The organism is Monashia sp. HAY1-5C (assembly GCF_056755255.1).
Genome location: NZ_JBPGXG010000020.1, coordinates 9,358 through 25,505, shown reverse-complemented (window position 1 = coordinate 25,505; position 16,148 = coordinate 9,358). Strand labels below are relative to the sequence as shown.

Here is a 16,148-nt window from a genome sequence, read left to right as displayed (position 1 = left end):
GCGGCACCGGGGAGCGAGAGCCGGGCGGCGTCAGCCGCGGCGGGGCACGACGGTCTGCGCCAGCTCGCGCAGCCACCGGGCCTCCTCGCGGCGGGCGTCGCGACGCACGGGCACCTCGAGCACGCGGATGCCGGCCGGACGCTCGGCGAGGGCGGCCTCGAGTCGCTCGAGCGTCGTGACCCCTTCGTGGGCGACGTGGTGCGCCGCGCACAGGGCCGCCAGGTCGGTGCCGTGCGGGGTACCGAACACGCGCTCGAAGGCGCCGGCGTACCTAGGGTCGCCCTGCTCGAGGGTCGTGAAGATCGCGCCGCCGTCGTCGCTGAGGACGACGAGGGTGAGGTCGGGGCGCGGCTCCGACGGGCCGATGAGCAGCCCGTTGGCGTCGTGGAGGAACGTGAGGTCGCCGAGGTAGGCGATGGTGCGCGCCGCTCGCGGCCGCCCGAGCGCGACGCCGACGGCCGTCGAGACGACGCCGTCGATGCCGGCGAGGCCACGGTTGCCGACGACGAACCGGTGCTCGTGCGGCGGCCACGGCACGCCCATGACGTCGAGGTCGCGCACCGGGTTGGACGAGCCGACGACGAGCGTCGTGTCGGCCGCCACCGCCGCGGCGACCACCGACGCCACGTGCAGCGGCGAGATCGCCTGTGCCACAGGGCGGCCCGGCAGATGCGCGGAGCCACGCAGCCCGTCATCGATGGCCGCCCCGAGGGCAGCGTCGGCCGACGTCCACGCGTCGAACCAGGCCGGGTCGTCGCGGCCCTCGACGCGGGGGACGCCGTCGACGACGCGGGCGACGCGCCCGGGGTCGGTGGCCACGCCGTCGCGTCCGCGCACGGCGACGACCTCGAGCGAGGGGTCGCTGATCAGCCCGGTGACCGGCCGCGACAGGGTCGGGTGGCCCACGACGACGACCCGCTCGACGTCACGACGGAGGTCGGTCGTCAGGAGTAGACGCCCGCAGCGCAGGGCCTGCCGGCCGATGCGGGCCCCGCTCGTCGGCTCGGCGAGCATCGGCCAGTCGGCGGCCTCGGCCAGCAACCGTGCCGCCGGACCGGCGTCGTCACCGGCGACGACGACGGTGCGCGGCCCGAGCGGCAGGACCTCGCCGTCGGCGCGCACGCGGACCGAGGGCTCGGCGCCCGGCTCGTGCCCGGCGTCGGCAGGAGGGTCGGGGCGCTGCCACCACGTGGCGCGCTCGGCGCTCGGGGGGAGCAGGTCGCCGTCGAGCTGCACGTTGAGGTGGGCGGGGCCGGGGCCGGCGCACGACGCGGCGACGGCCGCGGAGAGGTCGGCGTCGGGCGTCGCGGACGTGAGGTCGTGGCACCGGGCGAAACCCCCGAAGAGACCGGCCTGCTGGGTCGTCTGGTTGGCGCCGGTGCCCCGGAGCCGGTCGGGCCGGTCGGCGCTGACGACGAGGAGCCGGCGCCCGGTGTGGTGGGCCTCCATGACGGCCGGCAGGAGGTTGCCGACCGCGGTGCCCGACGTCGTGACGACCGGCACGGGCCGGCGTGACCCCGTCGCGAGCCCGAGCGCGAGGAAGGCCGCCGACCGCTCGTCGACCCGCACGTGCAGCCGCAGGTCCCCGGCCGCGTCGGCGGCCTCGAGGGCGAGCGCGACGGGGGCGTTGCGCGAGCCCGGGGCGAGGACGACGTCGCGCACCCCGGCCCGCCACAGCTCCTGCAGGACGAGCAGGGCCAGCTGCGGGGCCGTGCGGTGGCGGTCCATGGTCGGCTGGTCGCCGCTCAGTCGTCCGCGAGCGCGTCGCGCATCGGGATGAGCTTGGCGATGGACTCGGCGACCTCGGACTCGGGGTCCGAGCCGGCCACGATGCCGCAGCCGGCGTAGAGCGTCAGCTGCGACGGGTCGCCGGGGGCGTAGGCACCGCTGCGCAGGGCGATGCCCCACGCGCCGTCGCCGTGCGCGTCCATCCAGCCGACGGGGCCCGCGTACCGGCCCCGGTCCATGTGCTCGAGCTCGCGGATCAGCTCGACGGCGCGCGCCGTCGGCGTCCCGCCGACCGCCGCCGAGGGGTGCAGCGACGCCGCGAGCGTCAGGGCCGACGCGTCGTCGGCGCTCACGGCGGCGACGTCGGTCGCCAGGTGCATGACGTTGGGCAGGTGCAGCACGAACGGCGCCTCGGGCACGTTCATCGACGAGCAGTGCGGTGCGAGCGCGTCGGCCACGGAGCGCACGGCGTACTCGTGCTCCTCGAGGTCCTTGCTCGAGCGGGCGAGCGACGCGGCGAGGGCGAGGTCCTTGGCGTCGTCACCGGTGCGGCGGATGGTGCCGGCGAGCACCCGCGAGGTGATGAGCCCCTGGTCGCGGCGCACGAGCAGCTCGGGCGTGGCGCCGACGAGGCCGGAGACGGCGAACACCCAGGTGTTCTCGTAGCGGTCGGCGAGCCGGCGCAGGATCCACCGTGGGTCGATCGGGCCCGCGGCGGTGGCGACGAGGTCGCGGGCGAGGACCACCTTGTCGACCTCGCCGTCGTTGATGAGCCGGACCGCCTCGGCCACCGAGTGCGCGTAGTCGGACGGCGAGACGGCGCCGTCGGCGAAGGCGATACCGGTCGGCGGCGCGGGCTCGGACGCGGGCTCGGGCGGCTCGACGGTGGGCAGCTGCGGACCGGTCGAGATGGTCGTCAGCCACGTGCGGCCCTCGCGCCGCCCGACGATGGTCGAGGGCACGACGAGGCGGGCGGACTCGGCGGAGTCGTCGGCGAAGGGGAACGAGCCGAAGCACACGAGCCCGGAGCCGGGCCGCTCGACGTCGTCGCGCACCACGGCGTGCCCCGTCACCCGGCGCCACCACGCCTCGGCCTCGCGGAACCGGTCGGCGCCGCGCGCCTCGAACGACAGGGCGACGCCCCAGCCGACGAGGCCGTCGCCCCGGCGCACCCACGAGACGAGCTCGTCGTGCGGCACGTCGGCCGGCAGGTGGTGCAGCAACGGGGTGTCCGAGGTGAGCGGCACCGAGCGCACGACGACGGTCGGGGCCGCGGCGGAGGAGGCCGCCTCGGCGGCCGGGAGCGTGGACATCGCCTCAAACTCTACGACCGCCGGACCCGTGCCCGGACCGCGCGGCCGCCGCTCCGCCCGACGGGACGAGGGTGCGAGGATGAGCGCATGACCCGTGCCCAGCTCGACAAGAAGCCGGTCGACGTCGCGTCGATGTTCGACACCGTCGCCGAGAAGTACGACGTGACCAACGACGTGCTCTCCCTCGGGCAGGACCGGCTCTGGCGCCGCGCGGTCGTCAGGGCGGTCGACGCGAAGCGGGGCGAGCGCGTCCTCGACATCGCCGCGGGCACCGGCACGTCGAGCGAGCCGTGGGCCGACCGGGAGATCGAGGTCGTGCCCGCGGACTTCTCGCTCGGCATGCTGCGGGTCGGCCGGCGGCGCCGCCCCGACATGGCCTTCACCGCTGCGGACGCGATGAGCCTGCCGTTCGCCGACGAGAGCTTCGACGTCGTGACGATGAGCTTCGGCCTGCGCAACGTCGCGGACGTCGACACCGCCCTCCGCGAGTTCCTCCGCGTCACGAAGCCGGGCGGGCGGCTGCTCGTCTGCGAGTTCAGCCAGCCGGTCAACAAGGCGTTCCGGACCGTCTACTCCAACTACCTCATGCGCGCGCTGCCGCCGGTGGCCCGCCGCACCTCGAGCAACCCCGACTCCTACGTGTACCTCGCCGAGTCGATCCGGGCCTGGCCGCCGCAGGGCGAGCTGGCCGCGGTCATCGAGCAGGCCGGCTGGACGGGCGTGCGCTGGACCAACCTCACCGGCGGCATCGTCGCGCTCCACCAGGCCACCAAGCGCTGACACCACCTGCCCGGACCCGTCAGGTTAGGTATGCCTTATCTGACAAGCCGGAAACCTCGGGCATAGACTCCGCAGAGTTCGTGAAGATCTTCACAAGCAGGTCGGAAGCCCCGTGGTAGAGATGAGCAGCACCGGCTCGGCGACGAGCCCTGCAGCGCATGCCGGCGCCCTCTCGGACGCCAGCGCCGACGTCATCGTCGTCGGCGCCGGTCCGGGCGGATCGGCCACTGCCGCCTACCTGGCCGACCACGGCCTCGACGTCCTGCTCCTCGAGAAGTCCGCCTTCCCGCGCGACAAGATCTGCGGCGACGGGCTGACCCCGCGCGCCACCAAGGAGCTCGTCTCCCTCGGCATCGACACGAGCGGCTGGCAGCGCACCAAGGGCCTGCGCATCAAGGGCGGCGGTCACACGCTGCAGCTCGACTGGCCCGAGAACGACGCGTTCCCCTCCTACGGCATGGTCCGCACCCGGGCCCAGCTCGACGAGACCCTCGCCCGCCACGCGCAGTCGCGTGGCGCCAAGCTCGAGGAGCGCACCAGCGTCACCGCCCCGGTCCACGACGCGTCCGGGCGCGTCGTCGGCGTCACCGCCAAGAAGGTCGACGACCGTGGCCGCGCCACCGGCGAGAGCGTCACCTACCGGGCTCCGGTCGTCGTCGCGAGCGACGGCGTCTCCAGCCGCCTCGCCACGGCCGTCGGCCGCCCCAAGCGCGAGGACCGCGTCATGGGTGTGGCCGTCCGCGCGTACTACACGACCCCGAAGCGCGACGACTACCTCGAGAGCCACCTCGAGCTGTGGACGCGCGACGACGCGGGCAACCGCATCCTCATGCCCGGCTACGGCTGGCTCTTCCCGCTCGAGGACGGCCGCACCAACGTCGGCCTCGGCACGCTCGACACGACGGCCGCCTTCCAGCACACGGACTACAAGCACGTCATGCGCAGGTGGGTCGAGGACATCTCGCCCGAGTGGCAGCTCGAGCACGACGAGGCCGCCGGCCCGATCCGCGGGGCCGCCCTGCCGATGGGCTTCAACCGCAGCCCGCTCTACGCCGACGGTCTCCTGCTCGTCGGCGACGCCGGGGGCATGGTCAACCCGTTCAACGGCGAGGGCATCGACTACGCCCTGGAGGCCGCCCGCGTCGGCGCGGAGGTCATCGCCCAGGCGCACGCCCGCCCCGACGACGCGGGCCGCGAGCGCGTCCTCGCCAGCTACCCGAAGGTCATGAAGGACGAGCTCGGCGGCTACTTCACCCTCGGCCGCTGGTTCGCCCACGCCATCGGCAACCCCGAGGTGATGCGCCTCGCGACGCGCTACGGCCTGCCCCGCACGAAGCTCATGCCCTTCCTCCTCAAGATCATGGCCAACCTCGCCGACCCCCGCGGGCGCGGCGCGAGCGACCGGATCATCACCGCCCTCTCGCGACTGGCGCCGGACGCATGAGCCACCCCGCTGCCGGGCGCCTTGTGACGCCGAGCACCATCGATCCCGACGCCCCTAGGATGGGTGCGCCGCGCAACTGCCGTGACGCCCTCCTCGACGGACCACCCGTTCTGGCGCACCACCGCCCCGTCGACACGCACGACCGAAAGGCAAAGTGACCTCGGATGAACTCGTACGTCCCGATCCTGTTCATGCTGGGGCTCGGCTTCGCGTTCGCGGCCCTGTCGGTGTTCACGTCGCTCGTCGTGGGTCCGAAGCGCTACAACCGCGCCAAGCTCGAGGCGTACGAGTGCGGCATCCAGCCCACGCCCCATGCGGCCGGCGGGGGACGCGTGCCGATCAAGTACTACCTGACGGCGATGCTCTTCATCATCTTCGACATCGAGTCGATCTTCCTCTATCCGTTCGCGGTGGCCTTCAACAAGCTGGGCCTCTTCGCGCTGGTCGAGATGGTCCTGTTCGTCCTCACGGTGTTCGTCGCGTACGCGTACGTGTGGCGCCGCGGCGGCCTCGAGTGGGACTGACCGGACGGTCGGCGCACCGGGGACGACAGCAAGCTAAGGAGTAAGCAATGGGTCTGGAAGAGAAGCTGCCCGCAGGGTTCCTGCTCTCGACCGTCGAGGGCCTGGCCGGCTACATGCGCAAGGCCTCCATCTGGCCGGCGACGTTCGGCCTGGCCTGCTGCGCGATCGAGATGATGGCCGTCGGCACGCCCGACTACGACATCGCCCGCTTCGGCATGGAGCGCTTCTCGGCGACGCCGCGCCAGGCGGACCTGATGATCGTCGCCGGCCGGGTCAGCCAGAAGATGGCCCCGGTCGTGCGCCAGGTCTACGACCAGATGCCCAACCCCAAGTGGGTCATCTCGATGGGGGTCTGCGCCAGCTCGGGCGGCATGTTCAACAACTACGCGATCGTCCAGGGCGTCGACCACATCATCCCCGTCGACATCTACCTGCCGGGCTGTCCGCCGCGCCCGCAGATGCTCCTCAACGCGATCATCGAGCTGCACCACCAGATCGAGAGCTCGCCGCTCGGCGTCAACCGCGAGCACGCCGCCCGCGCCGCCGAGGAGGCCGCTCTCTCGGCCACCCCGACGCACCAGATGAAGGGGCTGCTCGCATGAGCGAGGACACGAGGGACGCCGTCCACGCCGACACGACCAAGGACCAGACCTCCGGCATCACGCCCGGCGAGGTCGAGCTGGCCCAGCCCGACGGCGCCAACCCCACCGGCCCGCGCGTCGTGGGCGTGCGCCAGGGCATGTTCGGCGCGACGATGGCCCAGGACACCACCGGCTACGGCGGCCTGCGTCGCCCGATCCTCGTGCCCGGCGCGTCGGAGCGGCCCTACGGCGGCTACTTCGACGAGGTCGCCGACAACCTCGAGCGCGGCCTCGTCGGCGGCTCGGCCTCCTACGCCGAGGCCGTCGACCGCGTCGTCATCGACCGCGGCGAGATGACCATCCACGTGCGCCGCGAGCACCTGCTCGCCGTGGCCCGCGTGCTGCGCGACGACGCGTCGCTGCGCTTCGAGGTCTGCACCGGCGTGTCCGGCGTGCACTACCCCGAACGCACCGGCGAGGAGCTGCACGCGGTCTACCACCTCCTGTCGATCACCCACGGCGGCAGGCGCGTCCGCGTCGAGGTCTCGTGCCCCGACGACGACCGGCACATCCCGTCCGTCGTCTCGGTGTACCCGGCCAACGACTGGCACGAGCGCGAGACGTGGGACATGTTCGGGATCGAGTTCGACGGCCACCCGGCCCTGACCCGCATCCTCATGCCCGACGACTGGCCGGGCCACCCGCAGCGCAAGGACTACCCCCTCGGCGGCGTCCCCGTCGAGTACAAGGGCGCCACCGTCCCGCCGCCGGACCAGCGGAGGTCGTACAACTGATGAGCACGCACACCGAGTTCACCCAGACCGAGGTGCCCGACGAGGGTGCCAACGACGTCTACGCGACGTCGGTCGCCGACGAGGAGGCCGCCTCCGGCGCCCACGTCTTCAACGCCGCGGGCGGTGACTGGAACGACCTCGTCGACGAGGCCACCTCGCTCGGCGAGGAGCGCATCGTCGTCAACATGGGTCCCCAGCACCCGTCGACGCACGGCGTGCTGCGCCTCATCCTCGAGATCGACGGCGAGACGGTGACCGAGGCCCGCGCGGGCATCGGCTACCTGCACACCGGCATCGAGAAGAACATGGAGTTCCGCAACTGGGTGCAGGGCGTGACGTTCTGCACCCGGATGGACTACCTGACGCCGATGTTCCAGGAGGCCGCGTACTGCCTCGCCATCGAGAAGCTGCTCGGCATCACCGACCAGATCCCCGAGCGGGCCAACGTCATCCGCGTCCTCATGATGGAGCTGACGCGCGTCAACTCGCACATGGTCTGCCTCGGCACCGGCGGCATGGAGATGGGCGCGACCACCGTCATGACCGTCGCGTTCCGCGAGCGCGAGCGGGTCCTTCGCATCTTCGAGATGGTCACCGGGCTGCGGATGAACAACGCCTACATCCGTCCGGGCGGCGTCGCCCAGGACCTCCCGCCGGGCGCCATCGACGCGCTGCGCGAGATGGTGCCGCAGGTCCGCCGGGGCCTCGGCGAGCTCGAGGCGCTCCTCAACGAGAACCCGATCCTCAAGGGCCGCACCGTCGACGTCGGCGTCCTCGACCTCGCCGGCTGCATGGCCCTCGGGATCACCGGTCCGGTGCTGCGCTCGACCGGCCTGCCGCACGACCTGCGCAAGCTCGACCCCTACTGCGGCTACGAGACGTACGACTTCGACGTCATCACCCGCACGAGCCAGGACGCCTACGGGCGCCTGCGCATCCGCATCGACGAGATGTACGAGTCGCTCAAGATCGTCGAGCAGTGCATCGACCGGCTCCAGGCGGACGAGGGCGCCGACAACGCGGTCATGGTCGAGGACCGCAAGATCGCGTGGCCGGCGCAGCTCGCGCTCGGCAGCGACGGCCTCGGCAACAGCCTCGACCACATCCGCGAGATCATGGGCACCTCGATGGAGTCCCTGATCCACCACTTCAAGCTCGTCACCGAGGGCTTCCGCGTCCCGCCGGGTCAGGTGTACGTCGCCATCGAGTCGCCCAAGGGCGAGCTCGGCTGCCACCTCGTGTCCGACGGTGGCACGCGCCCGTACCGCGCGCACTTCCGCGACCCGAGCTTCAACAACCTGCAGGCCGTGGCCGCCATGTGCGAGGGCAGCCAGATCGCCGACGTCATCGTCGCGGTGGCCTCGATCGACCCCGTCATGGGAGGTGTGGACCGTTGAGCGGTCACGACGCGTCAGGCCACCTGCACGTCAGCCCGGAGTCCAAGGCGCCGTACGACGACGAGACGCTCGCCCGGCTGCGCGCCGACGCGGCCGAGGTCATCGCGCGCTACCCGCAGAAGCGCTCGGCCCTGCTGCCGCTGCTGCACCTCGTGCAGTCGGTCGACGGCTATGTCACGGGTCGCGGCGTCACCTTCTGCGCCGAGGTCCTCGACCTCACCGAGGCCGAGGTCAGCGGTGTCGCGACGTTCTACACCCAGTACAAGCGCCACCCCAACGGTGAGTACACGGTCGGCGTCTGCACCAACACGCTGTGCGCGATCATGGGCGGCGACCTCATCTTCGACCGCCTGTCCGAGCACCTCGGCGTCGGCCACGACGAGACCACCGAGGACGGCAAGATCACCCTCGAGCGCGTCGAGTGCAACGCGGCCTGCGACTACGCACCGGTCGTCATGGCCAACTGGGAGTTCTTCGACAACCAGACGCCCGAGAGCACCATCGGCCTCGTCGAGGACCTGCGCGCCGGCAAGGAGGTCGCCCCGACCCGCGGCGCCGCCAAGGTGTGCACCTTCAAGGAGGTCTCGCGCGTGCTCGCCGGCTTCCACGACGGACGCGGCGACGAGGGCGTGGGCGCCGGGCCGGCCTCGCTGCTCGGCCTGAGGATCGCCAACGAGCGTGGCTGGGTGGCCCCGGGTGCCGGCGGCGCGAACGGCTCGCAGCCCGACGGGAAGGACGGATCGAAGTGACCGACACGCTGACCCCGATCCTCACGAAGTTCTGGGACGACCCGCAGTCCTGGACCCTCGCGACCTACGAGCGTCACGACGGCTACAAGGCGCTGCGCAAGGCGCTCGACATGCAGCCGCAGGCGATCATCGACGCCGTCAAGGACTCCAGCATCCGCGGCCGCGGCGGCGCCGGCTTCCCGACCGGCATGAAGTGGTCGTTCATGAGCCCGCCCGACGGCGGCCCGCGCTACCTCGTCGTCAACGCCGACGAGTCCGAGCCGGGCACGTGCAAGGACGTGCCGCTCATGATGGCCAACCCGCACTCGCTCATCGAGGGCGTCATCATCTCCTCGTACGCCATCGGCTGCGAGCACGCGTTCATCTACCTGCGCGGCGAGGTCGTGCACGTCTACCGCCGCCTGCTTCGCGCCGTCGAGGAGGCCCGCGCCGCCGGCTATCTCGGCGACGACGTGGGCGGCAAGGGCGTCACGGTCGACATCACGGTGCACGCCGGCGCCGGCGCGTACATCTGCGGCGAGGAGACCGCGCTGCTCGACTCGCTCGAGGGCCGCCGCGGCCAGCCGCGCCTCAAGCCGCCGTTCCCGGGTGCCGCGGGCCTCTACGCGCGCCCCACATCGGTCAACAACGTCGAGTCCATCGCGTCGGTGCCGGGGATCATCCTCGAGGGCGCCGACTGGTTCAAGGGCATGGGCACCGAGAAGTCCACGGGCTTCGGCATCTTCAGCCTCTCGGGCCACGTCACCAACCCCGGCCAGTTCGAGGCGCCGCTCGGCATCACCATGCGTGAGCTCATCGACCTCGCCGGCGGCATGCGCGAGGGCCGCCGGCTGAAGTTCTGGACGCCCGGCGGCAGCTCGACGCCGATCTTCACCGAGGAGCACCTCGACGTGCCGCTCGACTTCGACTCGGTCGCCGCGGCCGGCTCGATGCTCGGCACCCGTGCGCTGCAGGTCTTCGACGAGACCGTGTCGGTCGTGCGGGCCGTGGCCCGGTGGACCGACTTCTACGCCCACGAGTCGTGCGGCAAGTGCACCCCGTGCCGCGAGGGCACGTGGTGGCTGCGCCAGATCATGAACCGCATCGAGAACGGCCAGGGCACCCAGGACGACATCGACAAGCTCGTCGACATCTGCGACAACATCCTCGGCCGCAGCTTCTGCGCCCTCGGTGACGCCGCGACGAGCCCGATCACCTCTGCCGTCAAGTACTTCCGCGAGGAGTTCGAGGCCGGCATGCACACGCCCGCGCACGAGCTGTTCCCGCCGGAGCGGTCGGTGCTCTTCCCGGTCCAGACCTCACCGACCCAGTCCAAGGAGTCCAGCGGGATGGTGTCCGCATGACCGCCACGACCGAGAGCAAGGCGCCGGTGGCGCCCGACCTCGTCAACGTCACCATCGACGGCGTCCCGGTGAGCGTGCCCAAGGGCACCCTCGTCATCCGCGCCGCCGAGCAGGTCGGCATCGAGATCCCGCGCTTCTGCGACCACCCGCTGCTCGACCCCGTCGGGGCGTGCCGCCAGTGCCTCGTCGACGTCGCGATGCCCGACCGTGAGGGCAACGTCCGCCCGATGCCGAAGCCGCAGGCCTCGTGCACGATGACGGTGTCCGAGGGCATGGTCGTCAACACGCAGCACACGTCGCCGGTCGCCGACAAGGCGCAGCAGGGCGTCATGGAGCTGCTGCTCATCAACCACCCGCTCGACTGCCCGGTCTGCGACAAGGGCGGCGAGTGCCCCCTGCAGAACCAGGCCATGAGCGCGGGCCGTCCGGTGTCGCGCTTCGAGGACGTCAAGCGCACCTACCCCAAGCCGGTCAACATCTCCTCGCAGGTCCTGCTCGACCGCGAGCGCTGCGTGCTCTGCGCCCGGTGCACCCGCTTCTCCGACCAGATCGCCGGTGACCCGTTCATCGCCCTCGTCGAGCGCGGCGCGCTCCAGCAGATCGGCATCTACGAGGAGCAGCCCTTCGAGAGCTACTTCTCGGGCAACACCGTCCAGATCTGCCCGGTCGGTGCGCTGACCGGGGCGGCCTACCGCTTCCGCAGCCGGCCGTTCGACCTCGTGTCGACCCCGTCGGTGTGCGAGCACTGCGCGTCCGGCTGCGCCATCCGCACCGACCACCGTCGCGGCGTCGTGCTGCGCCGGATGGCCCTCGACGACCCGGCGGTCAACGAGGAGTGGAACTGCGACAAGGGCCGTTGGGCCTTCACGTACGCGACGCTGCCCGACCGCCTCGAGTACCCGATGGTCCGCAACGCCGACGGCGAGCTCACCGTCGTGGGCTGGCCCGAGGCCCTCGCAGCCGCCGCGGCCGGCCTGGCCGGCAAGCGCGCCGGCGTCATCACCGGCGGGCGAGTCTCGGCCGAGGACGCCTACGCCTACGGCAAGTTCGCGCGGATCGTGCTCGGGACCAACGACGTCGACTTCCGCTCGCGTCCGCACTCGGCCGAGGAGGTCGCCTTCCTGTCCGAGCACGTCGCGGCCACCGGGCCGGAAGGTGGCGCCGTCACCTACGCCGACCTCGAGAAGGCGCCGGCGGTCCTGCTCGTCGGGTTCGAGCCCGAGGACGAGTCGCCGATCGTCTTCCTGCGGCTGCGCAAGGCGTTCCGCCACAACGGGACCCGCGTCTTCGCCATCGCGTCGCACGCCACGCGCGGCCTGACCAAGCTCGGCGGCACGCTGCTGCCGACCGTCCCCGGCGACGAGGCCCTGGCGCTGGCCGACCTCGGCTCGACCGAGCTGGGTGCCCAGGCCCGCGAGGCCCTGGCCGGTGGGGGCATCGTCCTCGTCGGTGAGCGCCTCGCCACCGCGCGCGGCGCCCTCCGGGCCGCCGCCGACCTCGCCGCGACGACCGGTGCACGCCTCGCGTGGGTGCCGCGCCGGGCGGGGGAGCGCGGTGCGCTCGAGGCGGGCGCGCTCGGTGCCCTGCTGCCGGGCGGGCGTCCGGTCACCGACGCGGCCGCACGCGCCGAGGTCGCCCGCGCCTGGGACGTCGACACGCTGCCCGACGCCGCGCCCCGTGACACCGCGGGCATCCTCGCGGCCGCCGCAGCCGGCGCCATCGACGCGCTCGTCGTCGGCGGCGTCGACCCCGCCGACCTGCCCGGCGACCTCCAGGCCGACGCGGCCGCCGCGCTCGAGAAGGCGTTCGTCGTCTCCCTCGAGCTGCGAGAGTCCGCCGTCACGGCCGTCGCCGACGTCGTCCTGCCGGTGGCGCCGCAGGCCGAGAAGCCCGGGTCGTACGTCAACTGGGAGGGCCGAATCCGTCCCTTCGAGGAGGCCCTCGCCTCCAACGCGGTCAGCGACCACCGCGCCCTCGACATGCTGGCGAGCGAGATGGGCTTCTTCCTCGAGACCCGCACCCAGGCCGAGATCCACGCGCAGTTCGAGGAGCTCGGCCCCTGGGGCGGTCCTCGCGGCACCGTCGCGCCGGCCGGCCACCGGACCGCCGGGGCCGCCTCGGGCGGCGGCGACTTCGTCCTGTCCACGTGGGCCACGCTCCTCGACGCCGGCCGGATGCAGGACGGTGAGCCGTTCCTCGCCGGCACCGCCCCGAAGCCGGTCGCCCGGCTCTCGGTCGCCTCGGCCGCCGCCGTCGGCGTCGCCGACGGCGACCCGGTCACCGTGTCCGGCCCGGCCGGCAGCGTCACGCTGCCTGCCGTCGTCGTCGAGGACATGGTCGACGGCGTCGTGTGGCTGCCGGCCAGCTCGCGCCACTCCGGCACCTCGACCGGCACCTCGACCGGCACCTCGACCGGCAGGGGCAGCTCCGTGCACACCGGCCTCGGTACCGACGCCGGGGGCCGCGTCTCCGTCACGAAGGGTGGTGCCGCATGAGCCTCAGCCTCGCGGCAGCAGGGGTGGCCACGCTCACCCCGATGACCGAGAACCCGTCCGCCGACTTCAGTGACACCCCCCTGTGGGTCTCGCTCATCAAGGCCGTCGGCATCTTCGTCTACCTGCTGGTGTCGACGCTGCTCGTCATCTGGTTCGAGCGTCGCGTCATCGGCCGGATGCAGCAGCGGCCCGGGCCCAACCGCAACGGCCCCTTCGGCCTGCTGCAGACCCTCGCCGACGGCATGAAGTCGATGCTCAAGGAAGACATCACGCCGGCCAACGCCGAGAAGATCATTTACACGCTGGCCCCGCTCATCGCGGCGACGATGGCGTTCGTGTCGTTCGCGATCATCCCGGTCGGCGGCACGGTGTCGATGTTCGGCCACCGGACGCCGCTGCAGGTCACCGACGTGCCCGTGGCGGTCCTGCTCGTGCTGGCCGTCGCATCGGTCGGCGTGTACGGCATCATCCTGGCCGGCTGGTCCTCGGGCTCGACCTACCCGCTGCTCGGTGGCCTGCGCTCGACGGCCCAGGTCATCAGCTACGAGATCGCCATGGGGCTCTCGCTCGTCGCGATCTTCCTCTACAGCGGCTCGATGTCCACCTCGTCGATCGTGTCGGCCCAGAGCTCGCTGTGGTACATCCTGCCGGCGTTCTTCTCGTTCGCCGTCTACGTCATCACGATGGTCGGCGAGACCAACCGCCTGCCCTTCGACCTCGCCGAGGGCGAGGGCGAGCTCACCGGGGGCTTCCACACCGAGTACTCCTCGATGCGCTTCGCGATGTTCTTCCTCGGCGAGTACGTCAACATGTTCACCGTCTCGGCGCTCGCCACGACGCTGTTCCTCGGCGGCTGGCAGGCCCCGCCGTTCATCGCGATGATCGGTGACGGCGCCCTCAACGGCGGCTGGTGGGGCCTGCTCTGGTTCACCGTCAAGCTCTGGCTGTTCATGTTCCTGTTCGTCTGGCTGCGCGGCTCGCTGCCCCGGGTCAGGTACGACCAGTTCATGCGCTTCGGCTGGAAGTTCCTCATCCCGATCACGCTCGCGTGGGTCATGGCCGTCGCCTTCATCCGCGGCGCGCAGCTGAACTTCCTCGGCGACAGCAAGCTGACGATCGCCGGCCGCGAGCTGTCGGTCGCGACGGTCGTCATCGTCAGTGTCGTCGCCGTCATCGCGCTCGCCGCGGCCTGGATCTGGGACGACAAGCGCGCCGCCCGCCTCGCCGCCGAGGAGCAGCGCCCGCCGGAGGAGGTCGACCCGTTCGCCGGTGGCTACCCCGTCCCGCCGCTGCCGGGCCAGCGCCTCGTCGAGCCGGGCCACCGCCTGGGCTCCGAGCCGGTGCTGTCCACGGCGAGCAGCACGACCACCTCGACTCCCGCCAAGGAGGAGACCCATGGCTGACGACACCGTCGGCAAGGACGTCGCCGGGCCCGCGCAGGGCTCCGGCGCCGTCGGCAGGCCTGCCCGAGACCAGGACCGCACCGGCTCCGGTGACGATCGCGAGAAGGGGTTCCTCTCCGAGCTCTTCGCCCCGGTCGCCGGCTTCGGGGTGTCGTTCTCGACGATGTTCCGCAAGGTCGCCACCGAGGAGTACCCGGAGAAGCCGCGCCCGACGGCGCCGCGCTTCCACGGCCGCCACCAGCTCAACCGGCACCCCGACGGCCTCGAGAAGTGCGTCGGCTGCGAGCTGTGCGCGTGGGCCTGCCCGGCCGACGCGATCCTCGTCGAGGGCGCAGACAACGACGACTCGCCCGGTGGCGCCGGACGTTTCAGCCCCGGCGAGCGCTACGGCCGCGTCTACCAGATAAACTACCTGCGCTGCATCTTCTGCGGCCTGTGCATCGAGGCCTGCCCCACCCGGGCCCTGACGATGACGAACTTCTACGAGCTGGCCGACAACGACCGCGGCAAGCTGATCTTCACCAAGGACCAGCTCCTCGCGCCCCTCCAGGGCGGCATGCTCCCGCCGCCGTTCCCCATGGCCGACGGCATGGAGGAGCGCGACTACTACCTCGGCAAGGTCACCGGGCCGACCGACGCGCAGCGCGAGTACGTCGACGCTCGCGACGCCGCGGCGGACACCGACGACCTCGACCTCCCGGAGTACGCCGAGGCGCCGGGCAACGTCGCCGCCGCCGGCCCCGGACAGCACGACCTCGTCCACGCGGTCAACCCGACCGCGGCCGACACCCGGGAAGGGGCCAACCCGTGACCTCCACCGCCGAAGCCGTCGGCTTCTGGCTGCTCGCCCCGCTCGCGGTCGTCGCGGCACTGGGCCTGCTCTTCGCCAGGAAGGCCGTGCACGCCGCGCTCGGCATGGCGCTCGTCATGTGCGTCCTCGGCGTCTTCTACATCATGCAGAAGGCCGACTTCCTCGGGATCGTGCAGATCTTCGTCTACACCGGCGCCGTCATGATGCTCTTCCTGTTCGTGCTCATGCTCGTCGGCGTCGACTCCTCCGACTCGATCGTCGAGACGATCAGGGGCCAGAAGTGGGCGGCGTTCCTGCTCGTCATCGGCCTGGCCGGGGTCCTCTTCTTCTCGATCGGCGCCGCGACCCTCGACCAGCCGACGGTGCAGACCGGCATGGACAAGCTCGAGTCGACCAACGCCGAGACGGGCAACATCACGGCGCTGGCCGAGCTGATCTTCGGCCAGTACGTCTGGGTCTTCGAGGTCACGTCCGCGCTGCTCATCACGGCTGCCCTCGGCGCCATGGTCCTCGCGCACCGCGAGCGGCTGGTGCCGCGCCGGACGCAGGCCGAGTGGGCCGCCAAGCGCGTCCGCGACAACACGCACGTCGCGGGCCTGCCGGCCCCCGGCGTCTACGCCCGCCACAACGCCGTCGACACCCCTGCCCTCCTGCCGGACGGCACGCCGAGCGACCTGTCCGTCTCGCGCGTCCTCGTCGCCCGCGACCAGGTCGCGACGACCGAGGGGCTCCGCGACGTCGAGCGGTACCTGGAGCACGAGATCGAGGAGGGGCAGACCAAGTGAG

The 16,148-nt window shown here is 72.1% G+C and carries 14 protein-coding genes; 12 read left to right on the top strand and 2 right to left on the bottom strand.

Translation table 11 applies throughout. The features are described from left to right. Window positions 1-30: 30 nt before the first annotated feature. Both menD and ACR9ZK_RS05115 read right to left on the bottom strand, forming a co-directional pair. Entirely contained in the window at window positions 31-1,728 is a 1,698-nt protein-coding gene (gene menD, locus ACR9ZK_RS05120; RefSeq protein WP_481340802.1) for a 2-succinyl-5-enolpyruvyl-6-hydroxy-3-cyclohexene-1-carboxylic-acid synthase, read from the bottom strand. A gap of 17 nt (window positions 1,729-1,745) precedes the next feature. After that, entirely contained in the window at window positions 1,746-3,041 is a 1,296-nt protein-coding gene (locus ACR9ZK_RS05115; protein WP_481340801.1) for an isochorismate synthase, read from the bottom strand. An 87-nt stretch (window positions 3,042-3,128) separates the two neighbouring features. On the opposite strand from ACR9ZK_RS05115, the gene ACR9ZK_RS05110 reads away from it, so the two are divergent. The 12 genes from ACR9ZK_RS05110 (at window position 3,129) to ACR9ZK_RS05055 (ending at window position 16,147) form a co-directional block, all read left to right on the top strand. Beyond that, on the top strand, window positions 3,129-3,821 hold the full coding sequence (locus ACR9ZK_RS05110) for a demethylmenaquinone methyltransferase (RefSeq protein ID WP_481340800.1): 693 nt from the start codon (window positions 3,129-3,131) through the stop codon (window positions 3,819-3,821). Window positions 3,822-3,942: 121 nt separating this feature from the next. Beyond that, a complete protein-coding gene (locus ACR9ZK_RS05105) occupies window positions 3,943-5,265 on the top strand; it encodes a geranylgeranyl reductase family protein (protein WP_481340799.1) in 1,323 nt (440 codons plus the stop codon). 164 nt (window positions 5,266-5,429) lie between these two features. Further along, window positions 5,430-5,789, top strand: a complete 360-nt coding sequence (locus ACR9ZK_RS05100; RefSeq protein ID WP_481340798.1) for an NADH-quinone oxidoreductase subunit A — start codon at window positions 5,430-5,432, stop codon at window positions 5,787-5,789. A 47-nt stretch (window positions 5,790-5,836) separates the two neighbouring features. Then, on the top strand, window positions 5,837-6,391 hold the full coding sequence (locus tag ACR9ZK_RS05095; RefSeq protein ID WP_481340797.1) for a NuoB/complex I 20 kDa subunit family protein: 555 nt from the start codon (window positions 5,837-5,839) through the stop codon (window positions 6,389-6,391). After that, window positions 6,388-7,164 carry an NADH-quinone oxidoreductase subunit C gene (locus ACR9ZK_RS05090; RefSeq protein WP_481340796.1) on the top strand — a complete coding sequence of 259 codons (777 nt, stop codon included), beginning with the start codon at window positions 6,388-6,390 and terminating at the stop codon, window positions 7,162-7,164. Before ACR9ZK_RS05095 ends, ACR9ZK_RS05090 begins: the two co-directional genes overlap by 4 nt. Then, window positions 7,164-8,561 (top strand): NADH-quinone oxidoreductase subunit D, encoded by a 1,398-nt coding sequence (locus ACR9ZK_RS05085; protein WP_481340795.1) that lies wholly within the window; start codon window positions 7,164-7,166, stop codon window positions 8,559-8,561. The genes ACR9ZK_RS05090 and ACR9ZK_RS05085 overlap by 1 nt, the downstream gene beginning before the upstream one ends. After that, a complete protein-coding gene (gene nuoE, locus ACR9ZK_RS05080) occupies window positions 8,558-9,310 on the top strand; it encodes an NADH-quinone oxidoreductase subunit NuoE (protein ID WP_481340794.1) in 753 nt (250 codons plus the stop codon). The genes ACR9ZK_RS05085 and nuoE overlap by 4 nt, the downstream gene beginning before the upstream one ends. Beyond that, entirely contained in the window at window positions 9,307-10,653 is a 1,347-nt protein-coding gene (nuoF, locus tag ACR9ZK_RS05075; protein WP_481340793.1) for an NADH-quinone oxidoreductase subunit NuoF, read from the top strand. The genes nuoE and nuoF overlap by 4 nt, the downstream gene beginning before the upstream one ends. Then, window positions 10,650-13,148 carry an NADH-quinone oxidoreductase subunit G gene (locus tag ACR9ZK_RS05070; RefSeq protein ID WP_481340792.1) on the top strand — a complete coding sequence of 833 codons (2,499 nt, stop codon included), beginning with the start codon at window positions 10,650-10,652 and terminating at the stop codon, window positions 13,146-13,148. The genes nuoF and ACR9ZK_RS05070 overlap by 4 nt, the downstream gene beginning before the upstream one ends. Continuing rightward, entirely contained in the window at window positions 13,145-14,551 is a 1,407-nt protein-coding gene (nuoH, locus tag ACR9ZK_RS05065) for an NADH-quinone oxidoreductase subunit NuoH (RefSeq protein ID WP_481340791.1), read from the top strand. The genes ACR9ZK_RS05070 and nuoH overlap by 4 nt, the downstream gene beginning before the upstream one ends. Beyond that, window positions 14,544-15,362, top strand: coding sequence for an NADH-quinone oxidoreductase subunit NuoI (gene nuoI / locus ACR9ZK_RS05060; RefSeq protein ID WP_481340790.1), 819 nt, complete (start codon window positions 14,544-14,546; stop codon window positions 15,360-15,362). Before nuoH ends, nuoI begins: the two co-directional genes overlap by 8 nt. Continuing rightward, window positions 15,359-16,147: an NADH-quinone oxidoreductase subunit J gene (locus tag ACR9ZK_RS05055; protein WP_481340789.1), complete on the top strand. Its 789-nt coding sequence runs from the start codon at window positions 15,359-15,361 to the stop codon at window positions 16,145-16,147. Before nuoI ends, ACR9ZK_RS05055 begins: the two co-directional genes overlap by 4 nt. The last annotated feature ends 1 nt before the right edge of the window (window position 16,148 follow it).

Coding starts and splice junctions, on each gene's coding strand:
- ACR9ZK_RS05105 (WP_481340799.1), top strand. CDS start 3,943: ATGAGCAGCACCGGCTCGGCGACGAGCCCTGCAGCGCATGCCGGCGCC.
- nuoH (WP_481340791.1), top strand. CDS start 13,145: ATGAGCCTCAGCCTCGCGGCAGCAGGGGTGGCCACGCTCACCCCGATG.
- ACR9ZK_RS05110 (WP_481340800.1), top strand. CDS start 3,129: ATGACCCGTGCCCAGCTCGACAAGAAGCCGGTCGACGTCGCGTCGATG.
- nuoI (WP_481340790.1), top strand. CDS start 14,544: ATGGCTGACGACACCGTCGGCAAGGACGTCGCCGGGCCCGCGCAGGGC.
- ACR9ZK_RS05085 (WP_481340795.1), top strand. CDS start 7,164: ATGAGCACGCACACCGAGTTCACCCAGACCGAGGTGCCCGACGAGGGT.
- ACR9ZK_RS05090 (WP_481340796.1), top strand. CDS start 6,388: ATGAGCGAGGACACGAGGGACGCCGTCCACGCCGACACGACCAAGGAC.
- ACR9ZK_RS05070 (WP_481340792.1), top strand. CDS start 10,650: ATGACCGCCACGACCGAGAGCAAGGCGCCGGTGGCGCCCGACCTCGTC.
- ACR9ZK_RS05100 (WP_481340798.1), top strand. CDS start 5,430: ATGAACTCGTACGTCCCGATCCTGTTCATGCTGGGGCTCGGCTTCGCG.
- ACR9ZK_RS05095 (WP_481340797.1), top strand. CDS start 5,837: ATGGGTCTGGAAGAGAAGCTGCCCGCAGGGTTCCTGCTCTCGACCGTC.
- menD (WP_481340802.1), bottom strand. CDS start 1,728: ATGGACCGCCACCGCACGGCCCCGCAGCTGGCCCTGCTCGTCCTGCAG.
- ACR9ZK_RS05115 (WP_481340801.1), bottom strand. CDS start 3,041: ATGTCCACGCTCCCGGCCGCCGAGGCGGCCTCCTCCGCCGCGGCCCCG.